The organism is Pseudomonas sp. PLB05 (genome assembly GCF_021106615.1).
Classification (GTDB): Bacteria; Pseudomonadota; Gammaproteobacteria; order Pseudomonadales; family Pseudomonadaceae; genus Chryseomonas; species Chryseomonas benzopyrenica.
The window spans coordinates 661,840-688,455 of record NZ_JAJOHO010000001.1; the positions used below are offsets into that span (position 1 = coordinate 661,840).

Genomic DNA, 26,616 nt, shown 5'->3' on the forward strand with positions numbered 1-26,616 from the left:
CCCATGGAGGGGCGTCGTCCCGACCTGCCATTGATCCTCATCGTCGACGATCAGAAGAGCAACCTGCGTGTCCTCGGCGACCTGCTGCGCGACGAGGCGCGCATCATGCTGGCCAAGAGCGGGGTCCAGGCCCTGACCAAGGCCGCCCGTGAACACCCCGATCTGATCCTGCTGGACGTGGTGATGCCCGGCATCGACGGCCTGCAGCTGATCCAGCTGTTCAAGCGCCGCGCCGAGACCAGCGCCATCCCGGTGATCTTCATCACCGCGGCCAACGACCTGCATCGCGAGGTGGAGTGTTTCGAACTGGGCGCCAGCGACTTCATCCAGAAACCCTTCAATCCGCTGGCAGTGCTGGCGCGGGTGCGGTTGCACCTGCAACTGGCCCGCCAGCGGCGGCTGCTCGAGCAGCTGGCGCACATGGATCCGCTGACCGCGGTGGGCAATCGCCGCCGCTTCGACGAGCAGCTGACCATCGAGTGGCAGCTGGCGGTCAGCCGGCGCGGCGCCCTGGCCATCGCCATGCTCGATATCGACTACTTCAAGCAGTACAACGATACCCACGGCCATGGCGCCGGGGATCAGGCCCTGGCGCGGGTCGCCCAGGTGCTGGAGCAGCGCATCCGCGAGCGTGATTGTCTGGCGCGTTACGGCGGCGAGGAATTCGTGCTCTTGCTACCCGGCGCTTCGCGCACGGCCGCGGAAGCGGTGCTGGAACGCTGTCGGCAGGGCATCGCCGAACTGCGCATCGCCCATCCGCTGGCCGAGGATCGCCTCTGGTTGACCATGAGCATGGGCCTGGCCTGCTGCAATCCGACCCCCGAGCAGACCCCGAACGGTCTACTCAAGGCCGCCGACGACCTGCTCTATCAGGCCAAGGCAGAGGGGCGTAATCGCCTCGTCAGTCGCAGCTTCTAGGTCGGTGCCGCCGCGTCCCTAGGCTGGAAGGTCCTTGCCGCTGCCCTTGACCAGATGCACCCGGTTGCGGCCTTCGGCCTTGGCCTGGTACAGCGCCTGGTCGGTGCGTTCGATAAAGGCTTCATGATCGTCGCCGCTTTGCGGCTGGATGCTGCCGACGCCAATGGAGATGGTGACGAAGCCCAGGTCGCTGCCGGAGTGGGCTACCTGCAACCGCTCGACGCCGGCCCGGCAGGCCTCGGCGACCTTGAGCGCGCCCTCGGCGTCGGTCTCCGGCAGCACCATGGCGAATTCCTCGCCCCCGTAGCGGGCCACCAGGTCGGCCGGACGCTTGAGCTGTTCAGTGAGCACCGCCGCCACCTTCTTCAGGCAGAGATCGCCGCTGAGATGACCATAGGTGTCGTTGTAGCGCTTGAAGTGGTCGACGTCGCACAGCAGCAGGGCGAGCGGCTGGCGATTGCGCCGGGCACGCAGCCATTCGCCTTCGTAGGTCTGGTCGAAATGACGCCGGTTGTTGATGCCGGTGAGGCTGTCGATGGCCACCAGCTTCTGCAGCTGGATATTGGCCTCGGCGAGCTGGCGCTGGCTCTCGCGCAGGAAGCGAAAGGCTTCGTCGCGCTGGGCGCGCAGGACATGGGCCTCGGAGTGGTAGCGCACCCGCGCCAGCAGCTCCAGCTTGTCGGGCAGTTTGACCAGATAGTCGTTGGCGCCGGTGGCGAAACTCTGCGCCTTGACCTGGGGATCTTCCTTGGAGGAGAGCACCACGATGGGCACGTCGCGCAGCCCCGGCTCGGCACGGAACCGTCGGACCGTTTCCAGGCCGTCGATCTCGGGCATGATCAGGTCCTGCAAGACCACCGTGGGCTTGAGTTGCAGGGCCATGTTGACCGCCTGGTGGGCATCCAGGCAGTAATGCAGCTCGATATCGGGCTGATCCGCGATCATCCGCCGCAGGGCTTCGATGATGATCAACTGATCGTCTACCAGCAGCAGGCGTACCTTGGGTGCGGTCAGGCTGTCCAGAGTGCTGCCCTCATTCGTGGCCATTACTGCGAGTCCTTGTGCGGGCGGGGTCAGGCATCCCGCGTCTCACTTTGGCCAATCCCTGCCACTGCGCCGTCCAACGCTCCTGTTGGCGACCGGTCATGTCATGCTACGCGAGCTGTTGCCGAAGCGCCGTTGCAGCCAGGCACCTATTTGCGTGGGGCTAAGAACACGTTCCGCGGCGCCCATTCTAACCGCAGCAGCGGGCATGCCGTATACGGCGCAACTGGCCTCGTCCTGGGCCAGGGTGGGGCAACCGCTCTGGCGCAGGGCGTAGAGGCCACTGGCGCCGTCCCGTCCCATGCCGGTCAACAGGATGCCCAGGGCCTTGCCGACCCGGCGCGGGTGGCTGGCGAGGTTGGCGAAGAACACGTCCACTGAGGGACGATAGGGATAATCGGCCGGCTCGACGGTATAGGCGAAGCGGCCACGTGCATCCAGCAGCAGATGATCGTCGCCCAGGGCCACCGAGACCTGACCGGGCTGCGGCAGGGCGCCGGGCATGGCCGCCGTGACCGGCCAGGCGATCTGGGTCCCGAGCCAGCCGATGAAACTGGGGGCGAAACGCCGATCGATGTGCTGCACCAGCACCACGCTCGCCTCGGGGGTCGGCGTCCAGGTTTCGAACAGACTCACCAGGGCCGCCGGCCCACCGGTGGAGGCGCCGATGGCGACCAGGGTGTCCGGCGTCGCTTGAGCGTGCTCGGTCGGTGCGGTGGCACTGACCAGCTGCGGGCGGGCGGCGCGTTCCGGCAGGCGCACCAGGGGCTCGATGCGGGCGATCTTGCGCAGCAGGGCACCGCCATCGGCACCGCCGCTGAGCGCCGGGGTCGCGGTCACGTCCAGGGCACCGGCGCCCATGGCCCGAAACACCCCCTCGCAATCGTCGGGGGTGGCGGTGACCATGAGGATGGCGCAGGGCGACTGGGCCATGATCCGGCGCGTCGCCTCGATGCCGTCCAGCCGTGGCATCTGCAGGTCCATGAGGATCAGATCGGGGCGGTCCTCGGCGCAACGGGCCACCGCTTCCTCGCCGTCGTGGGCGATCCAGGCGACCGTATGGCGCCCATCGCTGGCCAGCAGGCGGCGCAGGGCTTCGGTAGCCAGTAGCAGATCGTTGACGATGGCGATTCTCATGGCGCTCCGATGAGGTCCTGTACGGCGGTGATGAGGGCATCGTCGTGGAAGCTGCCCTTGGTCAGATAGTAGTCGGCGCCGGCCTGCATGCCCTTGAGGCGGTCTTCGGGGCGATCCTTGTAGGACACGATCATCACCGGCAGGGCATGCAGACGCGGATCGCGGCGCACCAGTTCCACCAGTTCGATACCGTTCATGCGCGGCATGTCGATGTCCGACAGCAGCATGTCGAATTCGCCGCCGCGCACCGCGTTCCAGCCGTCCATGCCATCCACCGCGACCTCCACCTGGTAGCCCTGGCCTTCCAGGAGCTTGCGCTCCATCTCGCGCACGGTGAGGGAGTCGTCCACCACCAGGATGCGCTTGACCCGTCGGGTGGCGACGGCGGCACCGCCCTGCACCTGACGCAGCTGCCCCTCGCCGAGCAGGCGCTCGATACCGGTGAGCAGATCGGCGACGTCCAGCAGCAGCACCGGGCTGCCATCGTCGAGCAGGGCTCCGGCGGTGACCGAACGCAGCTTGCCGAAGATCTCGTCCAGGGGCTTGAGCGCCAGGCCCTGCTCGCCGCGCAGGCGATCCACCACCAGCCCATAGCGGCGCGCGCCGCTGCCGATCACCAGCACCGCCAGGTCGCCGCTGGGCGGCGCGCCTTCTAGCTCCAGCAGCTGATGGGCGGCGACCAGGCCCAGGCGATCCTCGCCGAGCAGGAAGAAGGCCTTGCCCTCCAGCGCGTGGACCTCGGCGGGATCCAGGCGCAGTACCCGTTCGATGCGGTTGACCGGCAGGGCATAGGCCTCGCCGGCGATGTCGACGATCAGGGCGCGGACGATGGAGCGACTGACCGGTACCAGCAGGTGGGTAGTGAAGCCCAGGCCAGGGCGGGTTTCCAGGCGGACTTCGCCATCCAGGGCGCGTATGGCATCGGCCACCACGTCCAGGCCCACCCCACGGCCGGACAGCTCGGTCACCGTCTCCTTGAGACTGAAGCCGGGCAGCAGCAGGAATTCCAGCAACTCGGCCGCGCTCAGTTCGGCGGCCACCGGCGGCGGACTCAGGCGGCGGGCGATGACCGCGGCGCGGATGCGTTCCAGGTCCAGGCCGCGGCCGTCGTCGTGCAGGCTGACCTGCAGGCGCCCGGCGACATGCCGGGCTTCGAGGCGGATCTGGCCGCACTCGGGCTTGCCCAGGGCGCGGCGTTCGGCCGGGGTTTCCAGGCCATGGTCCACGGCGTTGCGCAGCAGGTGATTGAGCGGACTTTCCAGCCGCGCCAGCACCTCGCGGTCGATCAGGGTATCGGCGCCTTCGACCTGCAGCACGGCCTCCTTGTCCAACCCCCGGGCCAGGTCACGCACCAGCCGTGGAAAGCCCTGGACGGCATCGCGCAGCGGCCGCATGCGCACCCCGAGCACCTCGTCCAGCAGCCCCTGGCAGACGCCGAGCAGGCGCCGTTCGTAGGCTTCCAGCGCCTGGAGCTGCTGCTGGTAACGATCGAGCAGGCCTTCCTGGCGCTGGCGCACGTCGCTGCTGACCGCATTGGCCTGACCGAACAGCCCCTGCAATTCCGCGCGATAGCCCTGGAAGCCCTGAACCAGGCCATGCAGACCGAGGCCCATCACCCGGGCCTCGCTGGTGAGGGCGAGAATCTGATTGAAGCGGCCGCTGTCCACCCGTAGCGGATCACGGCTGCGCTCGGCTTCGGGGGCCGGGTCTTCCGCCACGGCGGGCGCCAGCTCCCGGGCTGGCGCCATCGGGGCAGGCGCAGCGGCGCCAGCGGTCAGCGCCTGTGCCAGCGCCCGCTGGGCATCCCGCTGTTCGCTCTGCCAGCGCTGGCTGGCGGCTTCGTCCAGGCGGCTGACCTCACCGAGGACGTCGACGCAGCGAAACAGCTGATCGATGTCCGCCGGACCGAGGTGGCGGCGACCGGCCTGGACGGCGACCAGGCAATCCTCCATGGCGTGGGCCAGCTCGACCAGGCCGTCGAGGTCGACGATGCGCGCCGCGCCCTTGATGGAATGGGCCGCCCGCATCATCGGCTCGATCACCCCGGTGTCGCTGGGATCGCGCTCCAGGCGCAACAAGCCGCTGTCCAGCGCCTGCAGATGGCTCTGCACCTCGCTGGCGAAGAGATCGTAGAGGGACATCTCGCGCACATCGCGCGGTGGCTGACTCATCGCAGCGCCTCTTCCAGGGCCCGCTCCAGGCGCGCCAGATCGAGCAGCCCGACCTGATGCGCGCCTTCGCGATAGACGCCACTCAGGTAGCTGAGCAACTCGCCGCCCAGGGTCGCGGGCGGCGGTTGCACCTCGCTAGGGGCATAGCGCTGCAGTCCTAGCACCTCGTCCACCTGCACGGCCCAGTCACGGCGACCGATATGCAGCAGCAGCAATCGCGGAAAACCGCCGGTCTGCTCGCCCGGCGCCACTGCCAGCAGCAGCTGCAGAGCGATACAGGGCTGCAACTGACCCCGTACCGGGACGATACCGCGCAGCAGCGGCGAACGCCGGTGGGGCACCCGATGGACGGCGGTGGGTTCGGTGGCCGTGACCAGGCAGCCGCCGGGCAAGCCCAGCCATTCCGCGCCGAGGCGAAAGACCAGCGCACTGGCCGACTGCGCCTGGCGATCGTCCAGGGGTTCGGCATAGCGCTCGGCCCAGTCGGCACGCTCCAGGGCGCTGAGTTCGCGGTTCAGGCTCATGCGTCGTCACCGGCACGGGTCTGGATGCGCGCGGCGCGGTCGCGCAGGCGTCCGGCTTCGTCGAGTCGGCCGGCTCTTTCGCAGATCAGCGCCAGGCGGCACAGGGCCGGATAGTGCTCCGGTTCCAGATAAAGCGCCTGGCGCAGTGCCCGCTCGGCCTCGGCGGCGCGGGCATCGGGCAGGATGAGCGCCAGCAGGAAATGGGCACCGGCCTGGCTGCGATCCGTATCGAGCAGGGTGCGCAACAGTGTCTCGGCTTCGGCGCCTCGTCCGGCATCGGCCAGCCGCTGGGCTTCTTCCAGGGGCGGGCAGGCGGCCGGGATGGGTGCGGTCGGTAGCGGTGCGGGAGCACTTCTGGCGCGCAGGCGGGTGGGGAGCGTCGTCGCCGGGGGCGGGGGGCGCACCGCGGCCTTGCGCCGGGGCGCCGCAGGCGGTGGCGGCCGTAGCGGATCGGCGATGTTCGCCTGGCGCTTGATCAACGCCGAGGCGTGCGCGACGCCCAGGCTGGCGAAACCATGGCGCATGGCGCTGACCATCTCCGAGCTGCCAACGCAGAGCAGGCCGTCGTCGTGCATGAGCGCGGCCAGGTGGCTGAGGGCGCGGCCCTGGGTCTGGTCGTCGAAATAGATCAGCAGGTTGCGGCAGAGCACCACGTCGAAGGGGGCGCCGTCGCGCAGGCTGCCCAGCTGCAGGATGTTGCCCTGGCGAAAACGCACCTGGTTGCGCACCCGTTCGGTCAGACGCTGGCGATCGCCTTCGGGCTGGAAATAGCGCTCGCGAAAGGCCAGGTCGCGGGCGCGAAAGGAGTTGCGCCCATAGAGGCCGCGGCGGGCGCGCTCCAGGGACGGCTCGTTGATGTCCACCGCGGTGACCTGGAACGCCTGGGCCGGCAGGCCGGTATCGAACAGCGCCATGGCCAGGGTGTAGGGTTCTTCACCGGTGGAGCAGGGCAGGCTGAGCAGGCGTACCGGCGCGCCGCTGCGGGCATGGCGCTCCTGGGCGAAGCGCGCGGCATGGGCGATGGCCTGGGGGTCGCGAAAGAACCAGGTCTCGGGAATGACCAGCAGGTCCAGCAGATCGGCGAATTCGCTTTCGTCGTCGAGGATGCGCGCCATATAGACCTCGGCATCGCTCTCCTGGCGCTCGCGTAGGCGCTGGCGAATGGCGCGGCCGAGCATGTCGTCGGCGATGGCCAGGCCGGTGCGCGCCCGCACCAGGGGCGCCAGCCGGGGATCGAGCTTCACGCGGCCTCCTGGAACAGCAGGGCGGCCAGGGCAGGTGACAGCAAACGATCCTGATCGAGCCACAGCCAGAGGCCTTCTGGCGTCTCCAGCACCTCGCCGAGCCAGGGATAGTCAGGCAGCCGGATGCCCGCGGGGCGAGGCGTGGCGGCGCTGATCCGCCGCACGCCGGCGACGCCTTCCACCACCAGGCCGAGCGGGCGACGGGTGCCATCGGGCAGGGCATGGTCCACCAGCAGGATGCGGGTGTCCTGGCGCGCCTGGGCGGCCGGTCCGCCGCTCATGGCGGTGATGTCCACCACCGGGATGGCTGCGCCGTGCAGATTCATCAGCCCGGCCACTCCGGGTGGCGCGGCGGGAAACCGCGTCAGCTGCAGAAAGGGCAGCACCTGGCGGATCGCCGTCGTGGGCAGAGCTGCGGCAGCGTCGGCCAACTGGAAGACCAGGATCTGCATGGTCAACGGGTGACCGAGAAGGTGGCGACGCTGCTCTGCAGGTCCTGGGCCGCCTGCTGCAGATACTGCACCGCTTCGCTGGTGGCCTTGAGCGCCTCGGTAGTCTGCTGGGTGCTGTCGTTGAGCTGGGTGATGGTCTCGGCGATCTGGCCGGCGCCCACCGCCTGGGACTGCATGCCTTCCAGGACGATATCGAAGCGTGCCGGCAATTTCTGCACGTCCTCGATCACCCCGGCCAACTGATCGCTGACGCTGGCCACCTCCTGCACGCTGCGACGGATCTCTTCGGAGAACTTGTCCATGCCCATGACGCTGGCGGATACCGCGGAATTCATGTCCTTGAGCATCTGCTCGATGTCGTCGGTGGCGGCGGTGGTCTGGTCCGACAGCCGGCGGATCTCGGTGGCCACCACCGAGAAGCCGCGGCCCGCCTCGCCAGCCTTTTCCGCCTCGATGGCGGCGTTGAGCGACAACAGATTGGTCTGGTCGGCCACCTTGGTGATGGTGGTCAGCACCTTGTTGATATGACTGGACTTCTCCGACAGGGCGGCGAGCTTGGCATTGATCGAGTCGGTCGCCGCCACCATGCGCTGCATGGTGCTGTCCATGCTCGCCAGGTTGCTGCGCGCCTGCACCGCGCCTTGGGTGGTCTCGTCCGCCACCTGCACGGCTTCCTCCATGGTGCGCACCAGGGCATTGGCGTTGGCGGCGATTTCCCGGGTGGTGCTCAGCACTTCCACGCTGGTCTGTGCCTGTTCGATGCTGGTGGCTTCCTGCTGGCGCGACGAGGCGGCGATCTCGGTGGTGGAGGAGGTCACCTGGATGCCGGCGCGCTGCACCTTGGCGATCATCCCGCGCAGGTCTTCGATCATCTTGCCCAGGCCGCGGGCCAGCTGGCCGATGGCGTCATCGCCGCTGACCGCGGTGCGTCCGGTGAGATCACCGGCGGCGGCCCGGTTGACCACGCCCAGCAGATCGTCGACATCGGCGCGCAGGCGCTGCATCAGGACCTGCTCGCGGGCATGGTCGTCCTGGATCTGTTGGGCCATCTGGTTGAAGGCCAGCCCCACCTGCGCGAGTTCGTCTCGGCCCTGCACGTCCACGCGGGCGCCGCTTTCGCCCGCGGAGATGCGCGCCACGGTAGCGGTCAGGCGGCGGATCGAGCGCAGCAGATGACGGGAGAGCAGCCAGGCGATGAGCGCGGCCAGCAGCACGCAGAGGGCACCGCCGGCGACCAGGGTCCAGGTCAGCTGGTTGCGTACCTCCTCGGTATGGCCGGCGCGTTGCGCGGACAGGCGTCGCTCTTCATCGGCGATAGCCTGGATCTCCTGGCGCATCGCCGCGACCTGGCTGGTGAGGTTGTCGATCAGCGGCTCGTTGGCCAGTTGGACCGCGCTGAGATTACCCGTGGCACGCAGGCGCAGCAGTGGTTCGAAGGTGTTCTGTCGCCAGCTGTCGAGATCGGCGATCAGGCGCGCGAAGTGTTGTTGCTGACTGACATTGTCCTGGGTCATTTGCTGGGGCACACGCAGGGCGGCGGCCAGCGACGGCAGGGCCTGGCGCGCGGTCTCGGCATCGGTGGCGGTCCCGGAATACCAGTAGGTACGCAACTTGGCGCGGGTTTCGAGCAGGTTGTTGTCCAGCGCCGTGACCGACAGCAGCACCTCGGCGGTGTGCCTGTCCCAGCGATTGGCGTCGACCAGGCTCTGCAAGGCGGCATAGGTCAGCCAGAGCAGCAGGACCACCAGGGCGATGATGGCGGCGAAGCCGGCGAAGAGTTTGTTCTGGATGCGAATGTTGTTGAGCATGGGCACCGGTGCAGGCGGACGAGGGCGAAAGGAGTAGGCCCTAAGGACCACTCGGGCTGTCCGATAACGGTAGCACGGCCATGCATTTATGTGCGTTGGGGCTCACTTGGGAAGGCGCAATAGGGGAGGGGTACTGGTCTGGCAGGGATACAGAGGCAGCCTTCTGGCGTAAAGGACAGGAGGCTGCCGGCAAAACGGTGGATTTCAGGTCGCGGCCGCTTCGCTCTCTGCTTCTGTGCGCCGGGTGCCATGACTGTTCTGGCCACCCTTGCGCCCGGCTTCGGAAGCACGAGCGGGATTATTGGCGAAATTGCCACCACTGGCACGCCCACCCTTGCGCCCGGCCTCGGCGGCACGATCGCGATTGTTGGCGAAGTTGCCTGGATTGCTGCTCTTGTTAGCCATAAGAACTTCTCCACTTTAGGTTACTGACGAGTCGAGCGCCGTGCCCCCTAAAGGCCAGGCGGTTCGCTTATTGAGAGTAGGAGTTTAACAAGCGAGTTCGAGCAGGCTGATAGGAGGGCGTTTTATTGGACGACGTTTAATTTGAATACAAGGCTTGAGTTTCAACTGGCCGCACTAGAGCCCCTGCAAAGAAAGTTGTACAGGGGTTGTAAAGGATTTCAGCGGTTTTACTGCCAATGTCTGGGCAATAACGCTGTAGTGCTGACATTTTTTGAAATAGATCGCAGAAAGGCGCGCCCAGGCTGGTGTCCGGCGCGGTCAGTAACTGAGACGTCTATTCTACCGTCACGTTCTTTTTGAACATGAAAAATGTCATTCCAAGGTTTCGTGTTTAGCGCGGTGGTTTAGTGGCCCCTCAATAAGAGAAATTGTTCAGGCACTCTTTCCAGAGCCTCTGGTTGCCTTATTAACTGACGCTGGGTCCCTAATATAATAGGCAGGGGTTAAAGGGTTTTTCCGATAAAGTTTAATGCGATAGTTATAGGCTGGATAGCAAGTTTCCCAAGAAACGGGTTGCTCAATTTTCTCTTTTGTGAGAAAAAATCCCGAAAATGGGAGGTGAACGATGCTCGATGAGCGCCTGGCACTCAGACTCAAGGCCTTGCGCCTCGAAGGCGGTTTGTCACTCGAACAGCTGGCAACCCTTAGTGGCGTGAGTCGCGCAACCCTGTCACGGCTGGAAAATGCCGAGGTCAGCCCGACCACGGCGGTGCTTGGCCAGCTCTGTTCGGCCTACGGCCTGACCCTGACGCGCTTGCTGCACAGCGTGGAGCAGTCTTTTCCGGCACAGGTCCAGCGCCAGGCCCAGCAGGTCTGGAGGGATCCCGCGCAGGCCTTTAGCCGCCGCTCCGTGTCACCGCCGGCCCAGGCGCTGGCGGGTGAGGTGATCGAGAGTCAGTTGGGGCCCGGCGTCGATATACGCTATGAGGCCTCCCCTCGACCAGGCCTCGAACACCATCTGCTGATGCTGGAGGGCGAGTTGCAGCTCTGGATCGAGGAACAGCCCTATCGGCTGAGCAGTGGCGATTGCCTGCGCTATCGCCTGTGGGGCAGCAGCCGTTTTCTCAGCGGCGCTGACGGCGCTCGCTATCTTTTGTTCATGATCTGAGGAGCTGCCATGACCACTGCTTGTCGCATCGAACGGCTGGAGGTCGCCGACCTCAAGGCGCACCTGGACGAATTCCAGCAGCTGCTGGCCGCCTGTGTGCTGGAGGGGGCGAGCATCGGCTTCATCCTGCCACTCACCGACGCCGTGAATCATCGCTTCTGGACCGAAGGGGTCGCGCCGGGCCTGGCCCGCGGCGATCGCCTGCTGTTCGCCGCCCTCCAGGCCGGGCGTGTGGTCGGCAGCGTGCAACTGGTGCTGGATACCCCGGCCAATCAGCCGCACCGCGCCGAGGTGGTCAAGTTGCTGGTACATCCCGACTGCCGTCGCCAGGGGCTGGCGCGCCGGCTGATGCAGGCGGTGGAGGCGGCCGCCCAGGCCCAGGGGCGGGACTTGCTGACCCTGGACACCCGTAGCGACGACCATGCCGAGCCGCTCTATCTGTCCCTGGGCTATCAGGTGGTCGGCCGGATTCCCGGCTATGCCCTGGATGCCCGCCAGCCCGAACGCCGAGACAGCACCACCCTGATGTACAAGACGTTGGCGGTCGCGCCCGCTAAGCTTGGCCCCCCCGTTAAGGACCTTTTCCTGCCATGCCGCCTCGCTCCGCTACCGAACTCTGGCAACTCCTGCGCGCCCAGGCCGAAGCAGGGTGCCGCGACGCCCCAGCCCTGGCCGAGGGCTGACGCGAGCGCTGCTGCAGCCGGTGGATCTGGCCGCCGTCCTGGTGCGGCGCTGCGCCGAGGCCCTGGCGGAAGATCCGCGACAGGCCGAGGCACTCGCCGAGCGATTCGCCGCACTGCACGCCGAGTGGCCGGAATTGACCGCGGCCGCCTGCGCGGACCTGGAAGCGGTGCTGGCGCGGGATCCGGCCTATGCCAGCCTGCTGGAGATCCTGCTGTTCTCCAAGGGCTTCCTGGCGCTGCAGACCCAGCGCCTGAGCCATGCGCTCTGGCGCAACGGCGAGCGACTGCTGGCCCTGCACCTGCAGGCGCGCTGCAATCGCCTGCTGGCCATCGACATCCATCCGGCCGCGCGGCTGGGGCGGGGCATCATGCTCGACCACGGCACCGGCATCGTCATTGGCGAGACCGCGGTGGTGGAGGACGACGTCTCCATCCTGCAACAGGTGACCCTGGGCGGTACCGGCAAGGAACAGGGCGATCGCCATCCCAAGGTGCGGCGCGGGGTTATGATCGGCGCCGGGGTCAAGATCCTCGGCAATCTGGAGATCGGCGAGGGCGCCAAGATCGGCGCCAACAGCGTGGTCCTGCACCCGGTGGCGCCCCACACCACGGTGGTGGGCATTCCCGCCCGCCCGGTGGGCCGTCCGCGCGACGCCCATCCGGCCGAGAGCATGGATCAGTCCTTCGACGGCTGAGAACCTGTTCACGATCTGCTGCGCGTGGGCCAAACTACGTTGAAAATGACTTCGGAATGCTCATTTACTATTTGTAAACTCCGCTTCCTCAGCCATTTTCGCCTTGTTTAGCTCTAGCTCGCGATATCGTGACCACGTTCTGAGCGAGAAAGACTTCGGCCTTGGGATAGCGCTCGCTGTTCAAGGCGCTGGGCGCCAGCCCTTCGGCATGGGCCAGGCTGCGCACCAGCTCGCGATTGAAGGCGCTGTTGCCCGGGTCCGCCAGGTAGTCGGGCAGCGCCAGCCAGCGGGCATCCTCGATCTCGTCCGGATCCTGGATGGCGATCTCCGCACTCAGGGGGTCGAGGCGGCAGACCACATAGAGATTGGACTTGCCGAAGCGATAGGGGTGGGTGGTCACCAGCCCGACCACGCCGCGCAAGGCGCTGCGGATACCGGTTTCCTCCCAGACCTCGCGGATCACCGCAGGACCCAGGTCCTCGCCCAGCTCGACATGGCCGCCCGGCAGCTTGTAGCCCTGGCTGCCGCGTTCGCGGATCGCCAGGAGTTCGCCGTGGCTGTTCAGCACCAGGCCGCCGACACCCAGGCTGTGGGTCGGGACGAAGGGCGCGAAGGCGGTCGGTGTGCCGCGCCAGACCAGGGTCAGTTCCTCTTCCAGGCAGTTGTGAAAGACGAAGCCGGCGGCGGTGGCCACGCCGACCAGTTCGCCAAGGGCAAGGGGCAGGGTCAGCCAGATCAGGTTGCGACCCTCGCGGCGAGCCCTGTCGAGCAACTCGGCCAGCGCCGGGGCGAAGGCCTCGCGGGTGGCGGGCAGCGAGGCGGCGTCGATGATCAGGCCGTTGAAGGCGTCTTGGCGATACCGCACGGGGTTCACTCCGCAGGCCGTGGCTGGATGGGCGAGGAGGGCACGATACCGGCTTCGCTGGGCAGCAGCAGACTGGCGCGCGGATTGGCGATCTCGATGCCGCGCTCGCGGAAGCGTTCGAGGATGCGTCGGTTGAGTTCGCGCTGCACGCCCCAGCGGCCCTTGTCGAGGCATCTCATCTGCCCGGCGATGGTCACCATGGCGCCGTCGACGGCATCTACGCCCCAGATCTCCAGATCGGCGAGGATCAGGTCCTTGAAGGCCTCGTCGGCACGCATGCCTGCGCCGATGTCCTTGAGTTCGGCGATGACGCGCTCGATGTCTTCGCCGTAGCCCACGCTGATGCGCAGGGCGGCGTTGCCCAGCCCGCGGTTGATGTTGTTGACCGCCGATACCGAGCTGAAGGGCACGATGTGCAGGGAGCCATCGCCGGCGCGCAGGCGCACGGTGCGGATCGACAGGTACTCCACGGTGCCCGAGACCCCGGCCACGGTGACCCAGTCGCCTACCTGCATGGCGTTTTCCAGCAGCAGGAAGATGCCGGTGATGAAGTCCTGCACTAGCTTCTGCGAGCCGAAGCCGAGGGCCACCCCGATGATGCTGGCGCTGGCTAGCAGCGGCGTGGTGTTGATGCCCAGTTCGCTCAGGGCGGTTAGGCCAACGATCAGCGCGACCAGGATGAACAGCCCGGTGCGCAGCATGGGCAGCAGGGTGCGCAAGCGAGCGGCCCGCACCGTATCGCCGCGTTCGTTCCAGCTGCTCAGCCGACGATTCACCGTGGCGTTGGCGCCTTCCCAGACCACCACGGCGATGGCGGCGGCGATGAGGATGGTGAGAAAGGCGGACAGCAGGCTGCGCCCGATGCTGCCCGTGCCGAACCATTCCAGCACGCTCCAGCCCCAGGACTGGAACAGCGCCAGGACGGTGATCAGGGTGACGATCACCCCCACCAGCCAGCGCGCCAGCGGATAGTAGCGCTGCAGGTGCAGCTCGGTGCCGCTGGCGCCTTCGGTGGTGGCCGGCTGGAACAGCCGACCCAGCAAGCCGAGCAGGAACACCGCCGCCAGGCGTCCGAGGATGACGATACCGGCGGAGAGGGCGACGAAATTCATCAGCCGCGGCAGCCCGTTCTCGATGTCCAGCGCCCACATGGTCCAGCCACCCATGACGAACACGGCGGCGAATACGGCCCAGACCTGACCCAGCCAGGCGCGCAGCACGGTCAGGGCACCATTGCCGTCCTGGTGCCCGGCGATCCGCGCGGCCACCGGTCGACGCATGTGGAAGATCAGCCCTACCACCAGCAGATGGGCCAGCAGCGAGACCAGCTTGACGATGGCTTCGCGGCCCTCTTCGTTGGCCCCCAGGATGTCCGCGGCCTGGGCCAGCGCCAGGCCGAAGGTGACCAGGGCAACGAAGGCGTGCAGCCAGCGCAACAGGGTGCAGGCGAGGGCCGTCTTGACCTTGAGCAGGCGGATGCCGTGGGCGGCGGGATCGATCAGCAGGCGGATGACGATCAGCGCCAGGCGGGTGGTGAGATAGGCCCCGAGGAAGCCACCGACCAGCTCGCGCTGATTGGCATCCGACCCCACCAGATAGTGGATCAGCAGCGCCGCCGTGGCCCAGAAGGCCAGCAGTGGCAGCACTTCCAGCAACAGCAGTCCCAGGGCGAAGGGCAGGTGCCGCAGGGTGGTCCAGTGCTCCTCGGCGCTGGGTCGGGCGCGGTTGGCGGGTGCGGGATCGGTGGCGGCGGACTCGGTCGCCGGCGCGGCTGGCGCGGGCGCGGCGCTGTCGGACGGGGCGATTGGCACCTCTTCGAGCCGATCCACCCCATCGATCTGGGTCTTGACCAGCGCCACAGCAGGTTCCGCGGGGCGGGTAGCCGTGTCTTCGGTCGTGGTCGCCGAGGCTTCAGGCGGAGGCTGCTGTGCCGCCGTCTGCTGGGCCTGGCGCCGGGCGCGGCTGTCGGCGAGATCGGCATGGCGCTGCAGTCGTTGCCGCGGGCGCCGGAGCGCCCGGTGGATCAGCCACTCGCCCACCAGGCCGGCGACAAAGAGGGTAGCCAGGGTCAGCAGGGCCTGCAGCAGGGCATGGCGACCCGCTGCGGAGGTGAAGCTGGCGCGCGACCAGTCCGGCAGGGTACGCACGGCCCGCTGTATCTGGTTCAGCTCGCTGCCCAGGTTGTCCGCCCAGCGCCCGACGCGACTGAGGGTCTGGGCGATCAGGCCATTGGCCTCCAGCGGTACCAGCGCCTTTTCTTCGCCTGCCGCCGGGGGGGTGGCCGCACTGGGCGCGGTGGCGGCCGCGGGCGCCGTAGCGGCCGGCGCCGCCCGCGCCCCGGTCGTGCTCGTCGGCTGGCTGGCGATGGCCTGCAAGGTCAGGATCAGCTCCTGGCGGCGCTGCGGATCCTGCAGCAGGGCCGCGACCTGGCGCGCCTGCTGGGGATCGAGACCGGTCGGGGCAGGGGTTTCGGCGGCGCGCAGGGGCAACGCCAGGCACAGCAGCAACAGGGCGAGCAGGAAGTTCGGCATGGGGCGACAGCGGTCCTGATGAAGGATCAGCCAGTTAGGACCCGTGATCCTCGCCTATGCTCCCTTCAGTTCGCCACTCCCTGCCGCTGGAGACGCCGCCAGTCGCCGGGCGTCTGTTCGGTCCAGCGCTTGAAGGCACGCTGGAAGGCCGCGGGAGAGGCGAAACCGAGCAGGTAGGCGATCTCGCCGAAACTGGCCTCGGTGTCGCGGATATAGGCGAGTGCCAGGTCGCGACGGGTCAGGTTGAGCAGGGTGCGGTACTGGGTACCTTCCTCGGCCAGCTTGCGCCTCAGCGTCCAGGGGGGCAGGCGCAGTCGACCGGCGATCTGCTCCAGGGTCGGCTCGCCATGGCGCAGCAGTGGCCCCATGACCTCGACCACCCGCTCGGTGAGGCCGCGGGTCCGGGTCAGGCGGCCGTGCTCGGCTTCGCTCAGGGCCAGCAGCTGGCGCCAGGTGGCCGGGCAGTGTTCGGGGCCGGGTAGGCTGAGGCTGGCGGCATCGAGCAGCAGGGCATTCTCGGCGGCGCCGAATTCCACCGGGCAACCGAAGGCAGCCGCGTAGGGTGCCGGATCCGCCGGCGTGGGGTATTCGATGAGCACGCGACGCGGTTGCAGCGCCTGCCCGGCCACCGTGCCCAGCAGCGCCAACCAGGCGCTGAGCACCACGTCCACCACGAAGCGGTTGTAGCCGTTGTAGGGGCTGATGCTATAGAAGTGCAGCCAGGCGTCGCGGCCCTGGGCCGCATAGCGCGATCGGCCCCGGTAGTTGCGGCCATAGAGCGGCTCCAGGGTCAGCAGCGTCTCGGCGGCATGCCGCACGTCCGGCGCCTGGCCCACGGTGATGCCGGCAAGGCCGAGCAAGGCCGGGCGCATCGCCTGGCCCATGGCCAGGCCCAGCGCCGGATCACCGGTCAATTCCAAGGCGGCATGGCCCAGGCGCATGTAGTGAGGGATCGACAGCCGTCCGCCGGGTTCGGCCAGCCGCGCCGCGGTCAGGCCGAAGCGGGCCAGCAGGGCGGCGGCATCGGTCCCCCGCTGTCTGACGGCAGCCGCCAACGCCAGCACGAAACCGGTGGAGAGATCGCCCAGGCGCAGCGCCGGCGCACTCATAGCCGCAGATTGATCAGCTTGCTGCCGGCCCGGGCGGGATCGGTGGCCGCTGCCGCATCCGGGGTAAAGGCCTGGCTGCCGCCAGCGGCCTGCCATTCCCAGAGACGGCCGCGCAGCTGCACTTCCAAGGCGGCGCGAATGCCGGCGGCGCGCAGGCGCTGCACATCGAAGGGCGCCGGTGCGGGGGTGGTGCCCGAGGCGAGGGCAGGGATCGCCAGCAGGTCCACCTGGGGATCGTCCAGCACGCCGACGCGACCGGTGTCGCTCCCCTGGATGACGCCCAGGCGACCCAGCGGCGTCTCCAGTCGCAGCAGCGGCGGACTGAGATCATCGCCGTGCGCCTGGGCCGTCAGCGGTCGCACCAGCGGCTGGCCCAGGGGCTTGCCGTCAGGACCAAAGACTAGGGTGACGTTGCGCAGCGGTCCGCTGCCCACCCGCAACTCGCCGTCGACCAGGGTCGGACCGGGCAGAACGATGGAGCCGGCCACCAGGGTGACGCTGTACTGGCGGGCGAGTCCGGCGAAGAGCTGCTGATAGGCGCTGGCCATGTCCCAGGCCTTCATGCGCAACAGGCTGTCGGCCAGGCGCCGGTCGCCCTCGGTCTGGAACCAGGCGCGGGCCACGCGCAGCGGATTGCCCAGCAGCAGCCATTGGATGGCTTCTTCGCTGCGGGCCGCGGCATAGACCTCGGGTTTCTCGCCCATCAGCGCCAGGGGCGTGCCCAGGTGTTCGGGCAGCACCACGATGGTCTGGGTGCCGATCAGCCCCAGCCGGCGGGCGTTGGCCAGAGAGGCGTCGAGCTTGAGGCGCAGCCGCTCAGGATTGCCGTAGTCCAGGGCGATCAGCTCGGGCTCGATCCCCAATAGATTGCCGGTGGTGGCCGCGGCTGGCGTGGTGGTCAGGTCCACCGCCAGGCTACTGCGCAGGTCCGACAGATAATGGAAGGCTGGCCGCTGGGCCACCCAGCCCGCCAGCACGGCGAACAGGGCGATCAGCACCAGGAACACGAGCTTGCGCATCGGTACTCCAGAGCGGTCCCGGCCCCTGTGGCCGGGTGAGATGAAGGTGCTCAGGGTAGGAGACCAGACCGCCACTGCCAAGGGGTGGCTGTGCATTTGGGTAAAGAGGTTGTCATTTCTGGTGATTGAGGCCGAGGCGCGCCGCTCCTATCGTGGCGCCAGGCTTTCCCAGAAAGGCCAACCACCGGAGACCGCCATGATCGAGCTTGCCCCCCGTAATACCACCCCTATGAATAGCTATTCGCATCTGCTCGAACCCCTGCCCGTGGGGTCGATCATGTTGCGCAATCGTGTGGTGATGGGGTCCATGCATACGGGGCTGGAAGAACGGCCGGGCGGTTTCGCGCGGATGGCGGCCTTCTTCGCCGAGCGGGCGCGGGGTGGGGTCGGCCTGATCGTCACTGGTGGCATCGCGCCGAACGAAGAGGGCGCGGTGGCCAAGGGCGCGGCCAAGTTGACCACGCCCGAGGAAGCCGAGCACCACCGGCCGGTGACCGAGGCGGTGCATGCCGCCGGCGGGCGTATCTGCCTGCAGATCCTGCACGCCGGTCGCTATGCCTATAACCCCCAGCTGGTGGCGCCCTCGGCGCTGCAGGCACCGATCAATCCCTTCACCCCGCGCGAACTGGACGAGGCCGAGGTGGAGGGGCAGATCGCCGCCTTCATCCGCTGCGCCACGCTGGCGCAACAGGCCGGCTACGACGGCGTCGAGGTGATGGGGTCCGAGGGCTACTTCATCAACCAGTTCATCGCCGCGCGGACCAACCACCGCACGGATCGTTGGGGCGGCGACTTCGCCGAGCGCTGCCGCTTGCCGCTGGCCATCGTCGCGGGCATTCGCGCCGCGACCGGCCCGGACTTCCTGATCATCTTCCGGCTCTCGCTGCTGGATCTGGTGGAGCAGGGCAGCACCCCCGAGGAATGCCTGCAGCTGGCGCTCTGGCTGGAAGACGCCGGGGTCAGCCTGATCAACACCGGCATCGGCTGGCACGAGGCGCGCATCCCCACCATCGCCACCCTGGTGCCACGCGGCGCCTTCGCCGCCGTCACCGCCCAGCTCAAGGGCCGGGTGCGGGTGCCGCTGATCGCCACCAACCGCATCAACACCCCCGAGGTGGCGGAGGCCATCCTCGCCGCCGGTCAGGCCGACCTGGTATCCATGGCCCGACCGCTGCTGGCCGACGCGGATTTCGTCGCCAAGGCCGCTGCCGGCCGCGCCGACGAGATCAATACCTGCATCGCCTGCAACCAGGCCTGCCTGGACCACACCTTCGCCGGCAAGCTGACCAGCTGCCTGGTCAATCCGCGCGCCTGCCACGAGACCGAGTTGCAGATCCTGCATGCCGCCGAATCACGCCGCTTTGCCGTGGTCGGTGCCGGCCCGGCGGGCCTGGCCGCCGCCTGCACCCTGGCCGAGCGCGGTCACCAGGTGGTGCTGTTCGAGGCCAGCGAGCGCATCGGCGGCCAGTTCAATGTGGCCCGGCGCATTCCCGGCAAGGAAGAATTCGGCGAGACCCTGAGGTATTTCCAGCGTCGCCTGGAGCGACTGGCGGTGGATGTCCGCCTCAACCATCGCGTCAGCGCCGCCGAATTGCAGGCCGAGGGCTTCGCCGCGGTGATCCTGGCCACCGGGGTGACGCCGCGGGTGCCGCCGATTCCCGGCGTCGACCATCCCAAGGTGCTGGGCTACCTGGACGTGCTGCTGGAGCGCCAGCCGGTGGGGCGGCGGGTGGCGCTGATCGGCGCTGGCGGCATCGGCTTCGACGTCGCGGATTTCCTTACCCATGGCCACCAGGAGGCGGAGCCCATTACCGCCTTCTATCGCGAGTGGGGCATAGACCCCAGTTTCAGCAACCGCGGCGGGCTGGCACCGGCCGCGCCGCCGGCGGTGCCGCGCGAGGTCTGGTTGCTGCAGCGCAAGCCGGGCAAGCCCGGCAAGGGCCTCGGCAAGACCACCGGCTGGATCCACCGTGCGCGCCTGCAGCAGCGTGGCGTCAAGGCGCTCGGTGGGGTGGAATACCTGTGCATCGACGACGCCGGCCTGCACCTGCGCCTGCCCGATGGCGCCGAGCAGGTGCTGGACGTGGACAACGTGGTGCTCTGCGCGGGCCAGGAGTCCCTGCGCGAGCTGGAAGACGAGCTGCTCGGCGCCGGCGTGGCGGTGCATCGGGTGGGCGGGGCGGATGTCGCGGCCGAACTCGACGCCAAGCGCGCCATCGATCAAGCCACCCGGCTGGCCGCGGAGCTGTAACTCTTCGTTGCAATCAGGGATGATTTCTGTGATCCACTCCGCATAACATCCGATCCGGACCGACCCTCGTCCCAATGTCTGGCCTCTGTTCCATCCCACCGACCAGGATTGGCTAAGCTGCCGTCCTGATGCGTCGGGTGGGGGCCTGGCGCATCGGAGCAGTCGGGCGGAGGCGCGAGATACAGGCGTCGCCGACCAGAGGTCGGGCGCGGATGCACGTCCGGTCGCCCGGTGGCGAGACGCCGGCCTCGGAATTCATGTGGGATCGACAGAGCACGCGGCGAGAGATGGCAGAGACGTTGAACGAAGAGGCGGTATTGACCCCGGTGGTGCTGGGGTTCGGCGACCAGGGTGTGAATCGCGCCTTGCTGTTTCCCGATTTTCAGGCGCTTTGGCAGGGCGATCAGACGCTGCTCGACTGCGCCGGACGGCGCCATCGCTTCGTCTATCTGCTGCTGGACGACCATCGCCGGGTCAAGGCCACGGTGTTTTTCCTGCTGGCCTTCGATGCCCAGGGCAGTCCGCTGCCGGAATGGGACCTGCCGCTGGTGGAGCTGGCCGAGCGCGGCGGGGTCGGTCCCGACCTGGGCGCCGGGCCGATCCGCCTGGCCAGTCGCAGCCATTGTCCGATCTCCTGGCACCAGGGCGATCTCTGGGATCCGCGCAGCGATGCCGAGCACGACGACTGGCAGGCGATCCGCGATTGCCTGGGGCTGGTCGCACCGCGCGATGGCGAAGTAGAGCTGGCCGGGGAATACCATCCCAGCGCCGCCGATGGCATCGACGTCGAGGCCCGTCTCGAACGGGTGCGCCGCATCCTCGCCCAGGAACACCAGGAGGCGCTGGACAAGCTGATCGCCGGCCAGCGCACCCGCCTGCTGACCCTGACCCGCCAGCACCAGGAAGACCTGGCGCGCCTGCAGCGCGATGCCGACGAATTGCGTACGGCCAAGGCCGAGCTGGAGGTGCGCTATGCCGCCCTGGCCCAGCACCTGGAGCAGCAGCACGACCTGGCCCGCCGGGAGCGTGAAGAACTCAACGAACAGATGCGCACCCTGGAACGCAACGCCCTCTACAAGATCGAGGCGCTGCGCATCCAGTCCGAAGCCGAAAGCGAGGCCCGGGTGGCCGCGGCGGTGGGCGAGCTGAAGAATCAGCTGACCATCCGCGAGGTGGAACTCAAGTACCGCGACGAGCTGGACGGCCAGTTGCAGGAAGACATCCGCCAGCTGCGCGAGCGCTGCGCCCAGCTGATCGGCGACAGCAACGAAGGCCAGTTGGAGCGCCTGGCGCGCCAGGGCATCCTGTTCGTCACCTTCCAGCCTGGCGCCGGTCATCTGATCCTCAGTCGCCAGGATGTCCCGCGTTTCAGCGCCGATCCGCTAGGGTATGTCGCCGAGCACTGCAAGGTCAGTCGCGATCAGTACCAGCGCTGGCTGGAGCATCACCAGCAGCCGGTGTGCCTGGCCGAGGTGGACGGCGAACGCTGCGGCCGACCGGTGGTGCGGGTGGAGCATCCGGCCCAGTTCGATCCCCAGCACTCGACGCTGTGCGCCGAGCACCGCGGCGATGACAGCGATGGTGACGTCGCCAATCTCTGAGCCCCTGGCTGATGACGTTTCCCACCCCCGCCGCACTCCAGGAGGTGCGGCTCGCCGCCCTGGCCGCACGCGGCCTGCGCCTGGCGGTGCTACGCCTGGATCAACGTCCCGCCGCCCATAACGGCAACAAGGGCTACAAGCTGCGGCCCTGGCGCGAACGCCTGGCCCGGGGCGCGGGCCGTGGGCTCATCAGCCTCGGTGGCGCCCACTCCAATCATCTGCACGCGCTGGCCGCCCTGGGCCGGGAGGAAGGCTTCGCCACCGTCGGCCTCCTGCGTGGCGAGCCCTGCCTGACGCCTACCGTCGAGGACGTGCAGGCCAATGGCATGACCCTGCACTGGCTGGGCTATGGCGGCTATCGCCGCCGCCATGACGCCGACTTCTGGCACCCCTGGCAGGCCCGTTATCCCGGGCTGCTGCCGGTTCCCGAAGGCGGCTGCGACGAGTCGGCCGCCGCGGCCTGCATGGCGATTGTCACCGAGCTGCGCGAGGGGCTCGCCGCTCTTGGCTGGCCCGATTGCCAGCAACTCTGGCTGGCCGCCGGCACTGGCACCACTCTGGCCGGCGTGATCCGCGCCGCCGATCCCGCCTGGCAGGTGGTGGGTGGGCTGGCGGTGCCGCTCGGGCATGGCGTCGAAGCCAACCTGGACCGGCTGCTCGCGCAGCACACCAACCCGAATTGGCGCTTGCTGGACGCCAGCCGCGGTGGTTTCGGGCGCATCGATGCCGAGCTGGCCCGGGCCATGGCGGACTTCGAGGCGCAGACCGGGATCGCCCTGGAGCCGCTCTATACCGGCAAGCTCTGGCTGGCCTTGCGCCAGGAGATCGAAGGCGGCGCGCTGCCACCGGGTAGTCGCCTGGTGCTGATCCACAGCGGCGGCCTGCAGGGCCGCCGCGCTTTGGAGGCTCAGCTGGCGGCGTTGGCCACCGGCTGAATCGGCCAACCGCACGGCACCAGAAACAGTCGGGCGTCCTCGTCACCTTGGGCGTCGCGACGCACCAGCAATTGCGGCCAGATCGGCTCGCCGTCCGGCAAGGGCAGGCAGGGCGTGTCGGCGACCGCGGGCGCCAGCCAGTGGCCCTTGGGCAGCACCTCCCAGGGGCCGTCCGGTAGCTGCCTGCGCTCGCACCACAGCTGGGGTTGCCGGGGCGGCAAGGCACCGGTCGGCCAGGGCAGGGGGCGGTCGAGCGGCTGGAACAGATAGCCGCCCAGCCACATTGCCGCCTGCGGCGGAGCGATGTCCAGCGCGGCCAGATTGGCTCGGGCCAGGGGCGTGGCCGACAGCGGCAGCTGGCGCTGGCGCAGATGGGCGAGCTTGCGCGCCAGTTGATCCTCGCCGCCGGGGCCCAGCCAGCGTGGTGCCTGCGCTGGTCCTTCGCCCAGGTAGAACTTCACCGCCAGTTCCAGGTGATGGACGCCTTCGGCGTCCTCCACCAGCAGGTCCAGCTCACCCAGGGTGCGCTCGCCCTCGCGCAGGGGCAGGTTGGCAGCGCGCAGCCGTACGCCCGGTGCTCGGGCCAGGGCGAACTGCCAGAGTCTTTCGTACTGCCGGCCCAGGCGGCGGTCGCTGCCCTGGGCAAGCCACGCGGCCAATTCAGCGGGTGCCGCGTCCTGTTGCCGCAGCCAGTCGGCCAGTCTTGCGGGGTGGCTCGCCCAGTCGCTGGCGGCCAGGGGGTGGCGGGTATCGGCGGCAGTCAGCAGCGGCGGGGCGACCAGGGCCCAGGCGAGGTCGCGCACCTGGGGCTGGCTCAGGCGGCGGGGCAGGACGTGCAGCTCGGCGAAGGGCGTCATGGTGCCAGCATAGGCCAAGCCGGGCCGCTGTGGATCACCGGCGGCGACCCGTGGTCGGATGAGGGCGGTTTGCCGCTGCCACGGGCTTTCGCCCATACTTTCCGCACTTTCCAGCCAACGGGGCCGCCGGCGCGTCATGGACTCCTTTCGTAACATCGGCATCATCGGTCGACTCGGCAGCACCCAGGTGCTGGACACCATCCGCCGGCTCAAGACCTTCCTGCTGCAACGCGGGCGCAACGTCATCCTGGAAAACACCATTGCCGAGGTGCTGCCCGGGCACGGCCTGCAGACGGTGTCCCGCAAGCTCATGGGCGAGATCTGCGACCTAGTGATCGTGGTCGGCGGCGACGGCAGCCTGCTCGGCGCCGCCCGCGCTCTGGTGCGGCCACGGGTGCCGGTGTTGGGCATCAATCGCGGCAAGCTGGGCTTTCTCACCGACATCCGTCCCGACGAGCTGGAGACCAAGGTCGCCGAGGTGCTCGACGGCCAGTACCTGATGGAGACGCGCTTTCTGCTCGATGCCTTCGTCGAGCGCGGCGGCGAGATGATCGGCCAGGGCGATGCCCTCAACGACGTGGTGCTGCACCCCGGCAAGTCCACCCGGATGATCGAGTTCGAGCTGTACATCGACGGCCAGTTCGTCTGCAGCCAGCGCGCCGACGGCCTGATCGTCGCCACGCCCACCGGCTCCACTGCCTACTCGCTGTCGGCCGGTGGCCCCATCATGCATCCCAAGCTGGATGCCATCGTGGTGGTGCCCATGTATCCCCATACCCTGTCCAGCCGCCCCATCGTGGTGTCCGGCGACAGCACCCTGTCGATCCTGGTGTCGCCGAACATGACGATCTATCCGCAGGTCTCATGTGATGGCCAGAATCATTTCACCTGCGCACCCGGCGATACCGTGACCATTCAGAAGAAGCCCCACAAGCTCAGGCTGATCCATCCGCTGGATCACAACTACTACGAGATCTGCCGGACCAAGCTCGGCTGGGGCAGTCGCCTGGGAGACGACTGATGCCCCTGGGCTACGATCTGATCGGCGACCTCCACGGCTGCGCCCATACCCTGGACCTGCTGCTGGAGCGCCTCGACTATCAACAGGTGGATGGCGTCTGGCAGCACCCCGAGCGCCAGGCGATCTTTCTCGGTGACCTGGTCGACCGCGGGCCGCGTATCCGCGGTTCGCTGCGCCGGGTGCGCGCCATGGTCGAGGGCGGTCATGCCCACTGCATCCTCGGCAACCACGAACTCAACGCCCTGGCCTGGTACACCCCGGCCAGTCCCGGTACCGGCCAGACCTGGGTGCGTGAACACACGCCCCGGCACCGCCAGCTGATCCAAGAGACCCTGGCCGCCTTCGCCGATCATCCCCAGGAGTGGCAGGACCACCTGCGCTGGCTGTACACCTTGCCGCTGTGCAAGGATTTCGGCCACTTCCGCATCGTGCACGCCTGCTGGGATCAGCGGCTGATCGACGAATTCCTCCACCATTATCCGGATGCCTGCATCGACGAAGACTTCGTCCGCCAGTCCATCGTCGGTGGCAGCCTGGCCAGCCGGGTCGCCTCGCGCCTGCTCAATGGCGTGTCGCTGCCCTTGCCCCATGGCCTGCGTCTCACCGGCAGCGATGGCTATGTGCGGGCGCGCTTTCGCACCAAGTTCTGGGAGCGCGATCCCCAGACCTATGGCGACGTGGTCTTCCAACCCGATGCCCTGCCGGCGGAAATCGCCTGCGAACGCCTGAGCGATGAGGAGAAGGCCGGGTTGCTCTGCTATGGCGAAAGCGAGCCGCTGCTGTTCGTCGGCCACTACTGGCGCGACGGCCATCCCGAACCCCTGCGACCCAACCTGGCCTGCCTGGACTACAGCGCGGTCAAGTACGGCAAGCTGGTGGCCTACCGCCTCGACGACGAACGCCAGATCGACCCGGCCAAGTTCGTCTGGATCGATGTCCAGCGCGAGGAGGGCCGATGAACCAGCCGCAACCCGTGCTGCGCGTGCCCTTGGGCCGCGACCTGCTGGCCTTCACCCGCCTGCTGCGGCGGCTGCAGATCCGCCATCGGGTGGTGGAGGAGGGCGACAGCCAGGTGCTCTGGGTGCTGGACCCGGCGCGGGTCGAAGAGACCCGCAGCCTCTATGAACGCTATCCCGACGGCGATCCGCGCGGCGAGGTCCAGGCTACCCGTAGCCCGCGGGGTTTCGGCCTGCTGGCGCAACTCAAGGCCAGTCCGGTCAGCGCCGTCTTTCTCGCCGTCACCCTGCTGCTGGGCCTGGCCACCGAACTGGGCGACAACCTGGCGTTGATCCACTACCTGACGCTGCAGGAATTCCGCCTGATCGACGCCGAGCACATCGCCTTTCTCGATCTCGATGTCAGCCTGTCCCGTGGCGAATGGTGGCGGCTGGTCACCCCGATCTTCTTGCACTTCGGCCTGCTGCACCTGGCGATGAACGCCCTCTGGTACTGGGAGCTGGGTCGCCGTATCGAATTCCGCCAGGGCGGTGTGATGCTGCTGCTCCTGACCCTGGCCTTCGCTGCCGGCTCCAACCTGGTGCAGTACGCCTGGACCGGGCCGGCGCTGTTCGGCGGTCTGTCCGGGGTGCTCTATGGCCTGCTCGGCCATTGCTGGCTGTTCCAGTGGCTGGCGCCCAATCCGGCCTATCGCATGCCCCGTGGCGTGGTGGCCATGATGCTGATCTGGCTGGTGATCTGCCTGACCGGCGTCTTCGATCTGCTCGGCTTCGGCTCCATCGCCAATGGCGCCCATGTCGGCGGCCTGGTACTGGGCTGCCTCACCGGTCTGCTGGGTGGTGGCCTGGCGCGGCTGCGGCGGTCTTGATCAGCGCCGCCGCTTGAGCTCGGGCGCCAGACTCAGGGCATTGCGATAGCGCCAGCGCCGCTGACTGCGGCGGCGCAGCCAAAGCCCGCACAGCAACAGCAGGGCACCGCCAGCCAGGAAGCCCGGGGCAGTCTCGCGTGCCGTCGTCAGATAAGGCGCCAGTTGTGGCGGCTGCAACCAGGCGGCGGCGCCGACCAGCAGTGCGGCCAGGCCGATCAGGACGGAAAAGACCCCTAGGCCGGCGGTCAGGGTGGTCAGGAAGGGTCGCCGCAAGCGCAGCGGCGGCGGATCGAAACGGTCGTGCTCGGGCAACTGCATGCTCATACCCTAGGCTTGGTCAGGCCGCCGAGGTT

Annotated in this window: 22 protein-coding genes and 2 pseudogenes; 10 read left to right on the forward strand and 14 right to left on the reverse strand. The window is 68.1% G+C overall.

Going from position 1 to position 26,616, the window contains the following annotated elements; all coding sequences use genetic code 11:
• The first annotated feature begins 3 nt into the window (after window positions 1-3).
• The gene (locus LRS53_RS03105) at window positions 4-918 is read left to right on the forward strand and encodes a diguanylate cyclase domain-containing protein (protein ID WP_231354896.1); all 915 of its coding nucleotides are present in this window, start codon (window positions 4-6) and stop codon (window positions 916-918) included.
• Between the two features lie 18 nt (window positions 919-936).
• On the opposite strand, the gene LRS53_RS03110 is transcribed toward LRS53_RS03105, so the two are convergent.
• From LRS53_RS03110 to LRS53_RS03145, 8 genes are all read right to left on the reverse strand, one after another.
• The gene (locus tag LRS53_RS03110) at window positions 937-1,965 is read right to left on the reverse strand and encodes a GGDEF domain-containing response regulator (RefSeq protein WP_231354897.1); all 1,029 of its coding nucleotides are present in this window, start codon (window positions 1,963-1,965) and stop codon (window positions 937-939) included.
• A gap of 96 nt (window positions 1,966-2,061) precedes the next feature.
• Window positions 2,062-3,099, reverse strand: a complete 1,038-nt coding sequence (gene cheB, locus LRS53_RS03115) for a chemotaxis-specific protein-glutamate methyltransferase CheB (protein ID WP_017642243.1) — start codon at window positions 3,097-3,099, stop codon at window positions 2,062-2,064.
• Window positions 3,096-5,270 (reverse strand): hybrid sensor histidine kinase/response regulator, encoded by a 2,175-nt coding sequence (locus LRS53_RS03120; protein ID WP_231354898.1) that lies wholly within the window; start codon window positions 5,268-5,270, stop codon window positions 3,096-3,098. Before LRS53_RS03120 ends, cheB begins: the two co-directional genes overlap by 4 nt.
• Entirely contained in the window at window positions 5,267-5,794 is a 528-nt protein-coding gene (locus LRS53_RS03125; RefSeq protein ID WP_231354899.1) for a chemotaxis protein CheW, read from the reverse strand. The genes LRS53_RS03120 and LRS53_RS03125 overlap by 4 nt, the downstream gene beginning before the upstream one ends.
• Complete coding sequence (locus LRS53_RS03130) at window positions 5,791-7,038, reverse strand: CheR family methyltransferase (RefSeq protein ID WP_231354900.1); 1,248 nt, start codon at window positions 7,036-7,038, stop codon at window positions 5,791-5,793. The genes LRS53_RS03125 and LRS53_RS03130 overlap by 4 nt, the downstream gene beginning before the upstream one ends.
• Window positions 7,035-7,490, reverse strand: a complete 456-nt coding sequence (locus tag LRS53_RS03135; protein WP_017642247.1) for a chemotaxis protein CheW — start codon at window positions 7,488-7,490, stop codon at window positions 7,035-7,037. The genes LRS53_RS03130 and LRS53_RS03135 overlap by 4 nt, the downstream gene beginning before the upstream one ends.
• 2 nt (window positions 7,491-7,492) lie before the next feature.
• A complete protein-coding gene (locus LRS53_RS03140) occupies window positions 7,493-9,298 on the reverse strand; it encodes a methyl-accepting chemotaxis protein (protein WP_231354901.1) in 1,806 nt (601 codons plus the stop codon).
• Between the two features lie 204 nt (window positions 9,299-9,502).
• Complete coding sequence (locus LRS53_RS03145; RefSeq protein ID WP_017642249.1) at window positions 9,503-9,703, reverse strand: general stress protein; 201 nt, start codon at window positions 9,701-9,703, stop codon at window positions 9,503-9,505.
• 625 nt (window positions 9,704-10,328) lie between these two features.
• Here LRS53_RS03145 and LRS53_RS03150 point away from each other — a divergent pair.
• From LRS53_RS03150 to cysE, 3 genes and pseudogenes are all read left to right on the forward strand, one after another.
• Window positions 10,329-10,871, forward strand: a complete 543-nt coding sequence (locus LRS53_RS03150) for a helix-turn-helix domain-containing protein (RefSeq protein ID WP_231354902.1) — start codon at window positions 10,329-10,331, stop codon at window positions 10,869-10,871.
• 9 nt (window positions 10,872-10,880) lie between these two features.
• Window positions 10,881-11,324, forward strand: a pseudogene (locus LRS53_RS03155) (GNAT family N-acetyltransferase); the annotation flags it as partial.
• 137 nt (window positions 11,325-11,461) lie between these two features.
• Window positions 11,462-12,249 (forward strand): annotated as a pseudogene (gene cysE / locus LRS53_RS03160) (serine O-acetyltransferase).
• 88 nt (window positions 12,250-12,337) lie between these two features.
• Here cysE and LRS53_RS03165 read toward each other — a convergent pair.
• The 4 genes from LRS53_RS03165 to LRS53_RS03180 form a co-directional block, all read right to left on the reverse strand.
• On the reverse strand, window positions 12,338-13,114 hold the full coding sequence (locus tag LRS53_RS03165) for an NUDIX hydrolase (RefSeq protein WP_231354903.1): 777 nt from the start codon (window positions 13,112-13,114) through the stop codon (window positions 12,338-12,340).
• A gap of 5 nt (window positions 13,115-13,119) precedes the next feature.
• Window positions 13,120-15,645, reverse strand: a complete 2,526-nt coding sequence (locus LRS53_RS03170) for a mechanosensitive ion channel domain-containing protein (protein ID WP_231354904.1) — start codon at window positions 15,643-15,645, stop codon at window positions 13,120-13,122.
• A 65-nt stretch (window positions 15,646-15,710) separates the two neighbouring features.
• Window positions 15,711-16,754, reverse strand: coding sequence for an AraC family transcriptional regulator (locus tag LRS53_RS03175; RefSeq protein WP_231354905.1), 1,044 nt, complete (start codon window positions 16,752-16,754; stop codon window positions 15,711-15,713).
• On the reverse strand, window positions 16,751-17,773 hold the full coding sequence (locus LRS53_RS03180) for a carbon-nitrogen hydrolase family protein (protein ID WP_231354906.1): 1,023 nt from the start codon (window positions 17,771-17,773) through the stop codon (window positions 16,751-16,753). The genes LRS53_RS03175 and LRS53_RS03180 overlap by 4 nt, the downstream gene beginning before the upstream one ends.
• A 229-nt stretch (window positions 17,774-18,002) precedes the next feature.
• On the opposite strand from LRS53_RS03180, the gene LRS53_RS03185 reads away from it, so the two are divergent.
• The 3 genes from LRS53_RS03185 to LRS53_RS03195 all read left to right on the forward strand — a co-directional run bounded on the left by LRS53_RS03185 (window position 18,003) and on the right by LRS53_RS03195 (window position 22,560).
• On the forward strand, window positions 18,003-20,024 hold the full coding sequence (locus LRS53_RS03185) for an NADPH-dependent 2,4-dienoyl-CoA reductase (RefSeq protein WP_231355399.1): 2,022 nt from the start codon (window positions 18,003-18,005) through the stop codon (window positions 20,022-20,024).
• Window positions 20,025-20,311: 287 nt separating this feature from the next.
• Window positions 20,312-21,625: a chromosome partitioning protein ParA gene (locus LRS53_RS03190; protein ID WP_231354907.1), complete on the forward strand. Its 1,314-nt coding sequence runs from the start codon at window positions 20,312-20,314 to the stop codon at window positions 21,623-21,625.
• Between the two features lie 11 nt (window positions 21,626-21,636).
• Window positions 21,637-22,560, forward strand: coding sequence for a 1-aminocyclopropane-1-carboxylate deaminase/D-cysteine desulfhydrase (locus LRS53_RS03195; protein ID WP_231354908.1), 924 nt, complete (start codon window positions 21,637-21,639; stop codon window positions 22,558-22,560).
• On the opposite strand, the gene LRS53_RS03200 is transcribed toward LRS53_RS03195, so the two are convergent.
• Entirely contained in the window at window positions 22,533-23,513 is a 981-nt protein-coding gene (locus tag LRS53_RS03200; protein WP_231354909.1) for a DUF1853 family protein, read from the reverse strand. The genes LRS53_RS03195 and LRS53_RS03200 overlap by 28 nt on opposite strands.
• Before the next feature lie 40 nt (window positions 23,514-23,553).
• On the opposite strand from LRS53_RS03200, the gene LRS53_RS03205 reads away from it, so the two are divergent.
• Genes LRS53_RS03205 through LRS53_RS03215 form a run of 3 tightly spaced genes read left to right on the forward strand, consistent with a single transcriptional unit; the run spans window position 23,554 to window position 26,263 of the window.
• Window positions 23,554-24,438 (forward strand): NAD(+) kinase, encoded by an 885-nt coding sequence (locus LRS53_RS03205; RefSeq protein ID WP_007158929.1) that lies wholly within the window; start codon window positions 23,554-23,556, stop codon window positions 24,436-24,438.
• The gene (locus tag LRS53_RS03210; protein ID WP_231354910.1) at window positions 24,438-25,397 is read left to right on the forward strand and encodes a metallophosphoesterase; all 960 of its coding nucleotides are present in this window, start codon (window positions 24,438-24,440) and stop codon (window positions 25,395-25,397) included. The genes LRS53_RS03205 and LRS53_RS03210 overlap by 1 nt, the downstream gene beginning before the upstream one ends.
• Complete coding sequence (locus LRS53_RS03215) at window positions 25,394-26,263, forward strand: rhomboid family intramembrane serine protease (RefSeq protein WP_231354911.1); 870 nt, start codon at window positions 25,394-25,396, stop codon at window positions 26,261-26,263. The genes LRS53_RS03210 and LRS53_RS03215 overlap by 4 nt, the downstream gene beginning before the upstream one ends.
• On the opposite strand, the gene LRS53_RS03220 is transcribed toward LRS53_RS03215, so the two are convergent.
• The gene (locus LRS53_RS03220; RefSeq protein WP_231354912.1) at window positions 26,264-26,581 is read right to left on the reverse strand and encodes a hypothetical protein; all 318 of its coding nucleotides are present in this window, start codon (window positions 26,579-26,581) and stop codon (window positions 26,264-26,266) included.
• Window positions 26,582-26,616: the final 35 nt, after the last annotated feature.